At 42.6% G+C, this 6,191-nt stretch carries 6 protein-coding genes; all 6 read left to right on the top strand.

The genetic code is table 11. From position 1 onward, the window contains the following. Window positions 1–513: 513 nt before the first annotated feature. A complete protein-coding gene (locus QAS77_RS09735; RefSeq protein ID WP_305065258.1) occupies window positions 514–1,887 on the top strand; it encodes a COG1470 family protein in 1,374 nt (457 codons plus the stop codon). Window positions 1,888–2,061: 174 nt separating this feature from the next. Continuing rightward, the gene (locus QAS77_RS09730; protein WP_305065256.1) at window positions 2,062–2,616 is read left to right on the top strand and encodes a helix-turn-helix domain-containing protein; all 555 of its coding nucleotides are present in this window, start codon (window positions 2,062–2,064) and stop codon (window positions 2,614–2,616) included. 52 nt (window positions 2,617–2,668) lie between these two features. Next, entirely contained in the window at window positions 2,669–4,342 is a 1,674-nt protein-coding gene (locus QAS77_RS09725) for an AMP-binding protein (RefSeq protein ID WP_250868631.1), read from the top strand. Window positions 4,343–4,481: 139 nt separating this feature from the next. Then, complete coding sequence (locus tag QAS77_RS09720) at window positions 4,482–4,703, top strand: 4Fe-4S dicluster domain-containing protein (RefSeq protein WP_420846942.1); 222 nt, start codon at window positions 4,482–4,484, stop codon at window positions 4,701–4,703. A 22-nt stretch (window positions 4,704–4,725) separates the two neighbouring features. Beyond that, on the top strand, window positions 4,726–5,787 hold the full coding sequence (locus QAS77_RS09715) for a 3-methyl-2-oxobutanoate dehydrogenase subunit VorB (protein WP_305065253.1): 1,062 nt from the start codon (window positions 4,726–4,728) through the stop codon (window positions 5,785–5,787). A gap of 2 nt (window positions 5,788–5,789) precedes the next feature. Continuing rightward, window positions 5,790–6,191 (top strand): thiamine pyrophosphate-dependent enzyme (locus tag QAS77_RS09710; RefSeq protein ID WP_305065251.1); only part of this gene is annotated, 402 nt, incomplete at its 3' end.

The following is a 6,191-nucleotide window of genomic DNA, read 5'->3' as shown; positions in this document are numbered from 1 at the left end:
GGTTGAATTTCAGGGAGTGACTAAAATAGAGGCATAGTATATTGTTTTTTGGTAAAATCAATATCAAGCACTGATGGAATTGTGTTGAGTATTCTAAGTTTATATCAAAAACGTGAGGATGGCTGAATAGTTACAATTTTTCAAAGAAATTAAGTCATATTATCAATACGATTGATAATCAGGAATGTGTGTATGTTGGAAATTAGCCAGGATAAACGAAAAGGAAACAAAATGTGTATTTTGATGCTAAATTTAGATTATGGGTAATGTCGGTAGCAGTGATCATAAAACTCCTCTGGTCGTTTTACTAAGTTCTGGTAACCGTCTAAAAGCTACTTCCAAGTGCCAGTTAAACTGGCTAATGCTTCTTTTTTTCAATTTTGATCAGGTACTTCAAAGATCCTGATAACTACGGATTGATTCGAAGTTTAGACAATTCTTTAATAAGTGTAACTCCTATTGTAACATGTCGAAAGACGCTCACCATCATCAAATTACAAAAGGAGAATCGATATGAAAAAATATTTTGCATTTATGTCAATTGGTCTGCTGTTGCTCAGCATGACGGCAATAACAGTTGCCATTGCTGCCCCCGAGACTACAGCAGCAGAGCCTGTATTGATCGCTGAACCCACATTAATAGCCGAACCCACACTGATAGCTGAAAAGATCACTGCTGATGGATATTATCAGGACATGCTATATCCTGAAATTGAAAAAGAGATAGTTCCTCTGCTTGTTGATCCGGGATATTCATATCTTAGAATTAAGCCAGGAGAGTCAGATGAAATGACTGTCGTGCTTTTCAATCACGGCAAAGAGCCACTAACACTTAAGCCTTATATTGCACCAAAGGTATTCAGTGACAACATGCTTGACGAGGACTGGGTTACCATCTCGCCGGCAAAGGCTGAGCTCAATAACGGGGAAAAGCAGGAGTTCACTATCAAGGTCTCAGTTCCTGAGGATGCTGAACTTGATAATTATGATGCAAACGTTTTCTTTAGCGATCTCGAAGGGGATGTTTCAGCTCTGTATCCTGGCTATAATGGTGCACTTGAGCTTTCAGTGAACGTCTGGTTGCCACCAAATGTCCAGATATTCAATTCATACATCAATGACCGTGTTGAAGCTGGTTCTGAGTATGAATATGTGATCAAGCTCAAGAACGTTGCTGACAAGGCAATTTCCATCAATCCGGAATTCGAAGTAAGTGACGATGAATGTTATGGCTACACTGCACAGGTCTCTCTTGATGAGAAGGACGTGACCATCACAGCACCTTCTGTTATCAAGGCAGGAGAAAAGGCCACTGTAACAGTAAAGGTCAGAGTTCCAGCTGATGCGGAAGGAAATCTCAATGGCAGGATCAACCTGAACATCGATGACCGGACAATGAATGAATGGAGCCAGAAGGTTAGCATTAACCTCGATGTCTGGCAACAGCCAGAAGACCCTTTCACAACAAGCTTTGTTGCAAGGACAGATGATCCGGTCACCCTCAAGATAATCTCAAGGGACTATAATTATGGTGACAGCAGCACATCTTCCACAGCACCTTCCTTCGATATCGTGTTGAAGAACGCTGATGGTCAGGTCAAGTCGGTCCTTATTAGTTCAGGCCACAGTAGCACTGTCAGTCTTTCACAGCAATCTCCTATCTATTATGGAATTGCAATGGATGAGGCAAGAGATGGGGCAATGAGTGATGTCTCTGTTTCAGATGATAGCCAAGATGAGGAACAAATCAATGTTTATCAGCAAGGTTCAACAACATATACTGAAGTCTATCTTGCTGATGGGGCCGTTGGAGAATGGACACTTGAGATAATGCCTCACAACACTGAGAATTTTGAATATTCTGTCAACATAGGTCCTGTTGATTGAATCCTTTTTAGTCGTGTCATGTGCTAACATGGCACTCAATACCTTTTTTTACTTCTTCTTTTAACATCACAGCAGATAATGATATAATATATCAATGCTGAAAGCTCAGTGCCTATATTAAAAGAATTGTCGCCTTGCAAGCATTTTTTGTAACGGCTCTAATAAGTTGATAACATGCAGGAAAAAATAATCGAAATCGCATCACGTCTATCCGAATTGCGTGAATTGTCCGACATAAGCCTTGAAGCCATGGCAGAGAAGCTCGGTATTTCTGTCGATATTTATAAACAATATGATTCAGGGGAATCTGATATTCCTGCAAGCATGCTGTTTGAGATATCACAGATACTCAATGTGGACATGGGACTTCTTCTGACAGGAGAAGAGCCGCGCATGCATATCTTTGCTGTTAACAGAAAAGGCAAAGGTACTGAAGTGGAAAGAAGGGCGGATTACAATTATCAGAACCTTGCCTCGAATTTTATTCATAAAAAGGCAGAGCCTTTCATTGTCAGTGTTGCTCCGCGTTCAGAGGTTAATCCTCCCTCAATGAATTCTCATCCCGGACAGGAATTCGATTATGTGATAAGCGGTACGCTCAAGGTCTGGATACATGACAATGAGATAGTTCTCGAGGAAGGAGATTCAATTTATTTCGATTCCAACTTTACTCATGCAATGGAAGCGGTTGGAGACAATCCGGCAAAGTTCCTTGCAATGGTTCTATGATAACTTTGCTATCAGAACCTCATTTATTCTTATATAAAAAACGGGTGTAAATATGTCATCTTTATTGGAAGAATATGTCTCACGTACAGACTTTAGTTCGTATGAAGACTTTAAGAAAAGTTTCAAAATAAACATTCCTAAAAATTTCAATTTCGCATACGATGTCGTTGACAGGTATGCAGAAGAACAGCCTGATAAAAGAGCACTTGTCTGGTGTGATGATGAAGGTAATGAACTGGTCTATACCTTCAAGGACTTGAAACACTATAGTGACAAGGCAGCTAATCTATTCAAAAAATACGGCATCGAAAAAGGCGATGTTGTTATGCTGACCCTTAAAGGCCGATATGAGTTCTGGATATGCATCCTTGCCCTGCATAAGATTGGTGCTGTCACCCTTCCTGCAACGCATATGCTGACCACCAAGGATGTCACATACCGTATCGAACTTTCTAATATAAAGATGGTAGTCAGTGCGGATGATGAAGGACTGATGGGATATATTGATGAAGGTCACAAAGGTTATGAGGATATTCTGCTCCACAAAGTATCCCTGAATGGAGGACGTGAAGGATGGCTGGATTTCACAAAGGAACTTGAGGAAGCTTCTGCTGACTTCACACGTCCGGAAGGGGAAGCTGCTACAAAGAACGAGGATATTGCCTTGCTTTATTTCTCATCCGGTACCACAGGTTTGCCAAAAATGGTACAACATGATTTTGCATATCCTCTTGGACACATCATCACTGCGAAGTACTGGCAGAACGTCCGCGATGATGGTCTACACCTAACAGTTGCTGATTCCGGTTGGGCAAAGTGTGTGTGGGGTAAGCTCTATGGGCAGTGGTTAAGCGGAACTGCGGTCTTTGTCTATGACTATGAGCGCTTTGATGCTAAGAACATGCTTAAGTTCGCAAGCAAATATGGAGTAACTACCTTCTGTGCACCACCGACCATCTATCGTTTCCTCATCAAGGAAGACCTTTCACAATATGATTTCAGCAGTCTCGAATATTGTGTTGTGGCAGGTGAACCTCTTAATCCTGAAGTTTATGAGAGGTTCCTGGAGTTCACCGGCCTTAAGCTCATGGAAGGCTTCGGGCAGACCGAGAGCATTGTAAGCATTGCTACTTATCCGTGGATGGAGCCTAAACCCGGTTCAATGGGTAAACCTTCACCCGAATACGATATCGAACTTTTGAACCTTGATGGCAAGATGTGTGATTTCGGAGAAGAGGGTGAGATCGTCATCAATACCTCAAAAGGAAAACCGGTTGGCTTGTTCGCTGGGTATCGTTCTGATGAAAAGAAGACGAACGAGGTCTGGCATGATGGTTATTACCATACTGGAGATATGGCCTGGAAGGACGAGGACGGTTATTTCTGGTTCGTTGGCAGGTCTGATGATATTATTAAGAGCTCCGGTTACAAGATCGGACCTTTCGAGGTCGAGAGTGCTTTGATAGAACATCCTGCTGTACTTGAATGTGCTATCACGGGTGTTCCTGATGATACAAGAGGTCAGATAGTCAAAGCTACGATAGTTCTTGCAAAAGGTTATGAAGCAAGTGAAGAATTGAAGAAGGAACTTCAGAACCACGTTAAGAAAGCTACTGCACCTTACAAGTATCCACGTGCTGTGGATTTTGTTGATGAGCTTCCCAAGACCATCAGCGGTAAGATCAGGCGTGTTGAGATACGAGACCACGATGAAGGAAAGAACTGATAAAGATCATAGAACGTTTCAGGATCATAATAATTCCTGAAACATATTTAAATGCTCGAATAATTCAATGGATAAATCTTTTAATTTGGAGTTTATCTATTTACTACAGGTTGATATCATGTCTGAAAATAGTGAAAATATGAAACCTTATCCGCAGCTTAACAATCTTGAATGTAAGGGCTGTGAAAGATGTATCCCTGCATGTCCAAAAAGTGTTCTGTTCATGAGCGAACACATCAATGAACGCGGTTATCATTATGTTGAATACAAGGGTGAAGGTTGTACAGGATGTGGAAATTGCTACTACACCTGTCCTGAGACACTGGCTATTGCAGTGCACATCCCTATAAAGGAAGAATAAGCCCGGAAAGTGAGGTAAAATTATGGCTACACAATTGATCAAAGGTAACTCAGCTGTCATTATTGGCGCTTTATATGCCGGATGCGACTGTTATTTCGGTTATCCGATAACTCCGGCAAGTGAGATCCTCCATGAAGCTTCCCAGACATTCCCGAAGCTTGGAAGGAAATTCGTACAGGCGGAATCAGAGGAAGCCGCTATTAATATGGTCTATGGAGCGGCATCTGCCGGTCATAGGGTCATGACCGCATCATCAGGTCCTGGTATGAGCTTGAAACAGGAAGGTATCTCATATCTTGCAGGAGCTGAATTGCCCAGTGTCATCGTTGATATTATGAGAGCAGGTCCGGGTCTTGGTAATATCGGTCCGGAACAGGCCGATTATGCTCAGGTTGTAAAAGGCGGAGGACATGGAAACTATCGAAATATTGTACTTGCACCTAATTCCGTTCAGGAAATGTGCGATCATACGATAAAGGCTTTCGAACTGGCAAGCAAATACCGCAATCCTGTTGTCGTTCTTGCTGATGGTGTGCTCGGACAGATGATAGAACCCCTTCATTTCCCTGACGAGGCTATAACACCTGTCATTGATGAATCCTGGGCTGTATGTGGTACAAAGGAGACAAAGGAGAATCTTGTTACGTCTATCTTCCTGGATTTCGACAAACTTGAGGATTTCAACTATCAGCTTCAGGAGAAGTATGAGACGATCAAGGAGAACGAGACCGTTCATGAAGAGTACATGACAGAGGATGCTTCTATTGTTCTTGTTGCGTATGGTATAAGCAGCAGGATCTGTCATTCAGCTGTAGAGGTTGCAAGACGAGAAGGTCTCAAGGTAGGATTGTTCCGTCCTATTACATTGTTCCCATTCCCTGAAAAGGAGCTTAAAGGTATTGCTGATTCGTATGACTGTACTTTTATCGCAGTCGAAATGAGCAACGGTCAGATGATGGAAGATGTAAAACTTGCTATCGAGTGTAGCAGACCTGTTGAACTGGTCAATCGCTTGGGTGGAAATTTAATAACACTGGATCAGGTCATGGAAAAGATCAGAGAAGTTGCTTCAAGGGAGGCATAAAAATGGCAGAGAAGATCATTGGAAAACCGGCAGCAATTTATGACGAGTTCTCAAGAAAAGGGGGAGCTGCACCGACTGCAACCCACTATTGCCCGGGATGCGGACATGGTATCATTCATAAGCTCATCGGTGAAGCTATGGATGACCTTGGAATCCAGGACAGGTCCGTCATGATAAGTCCAGTTGGATGCGCTGTATTTGCTTATTACTACTTTGATTGCGGAAACCTTCAGGTAGCACATGGACGTGCGCCTGCTGTGGGCACCGGTATTTCAAGGGCACAGGACAACGCCGTGGTCATCTCATATCAGGGCGATGGTGACCTTGCTTCAATTGGTCTTAATGAAACCATGCAGGCTGCGAACCGTGGTGAGAAGATGGCAGTCTTCTTTGTGAACAATACT

The sequence above is a fragment of the Methanococcoides sp. genome (assembly GCF_030594565.1).
Classification (GTDB): domain Archaea; phylum Halobacteriota; class Methanosarcinia; order Methanosarcinales; family Methanosarcinaceae; genus Methanococcoides; species Methanococcoides seepicolus.
Note: the sequence above shows the minus strand (reverse complement) of the source record. Positions and strands in the feature narration are given on the sequence as shown.

What these genes read in the sequence shown, in the direction of transcription:
- QAS77_RS09735 (WP_305065258.1), top strand. Translation starts at nt 514, where the DNA reads ATGAAAAAATATTTTGCATTTATGTCAATTGGTCTGCTGTTGCTCAGC.
- QAS77_RS09730 (WP_305065256.1), top strand. Translation starts at nt 2,062, where the DNA reads ATGCAGGAAAAAATAATCGAAATCGCATCACGTCTATCCGAATTGCGT.
- QAS77_RS09725 (WP_250868631.1), top strand. Translation starts at nt 2,669, where the DNA reads ATGTCATCTTTATTGGAAGAATATGTCTCACGTACAGACTTTAGTTCG.
- QAS77_RS09720 (WP_420846942.1), top strand. Translation starts at nt 4,482, where the DNA reads ATGAAACCTTATCCGCAGCTTAACAATCTTGAATGTAAGGGCTGTGAA.
- QAS77_RS09715 (WP_305065253.1), top strand. Translation starts at nt 4,726, where the DNA reads ATGGCTACACAATTGATCAAAGGTAACTCAGCTGTCATTATTGGCGCT.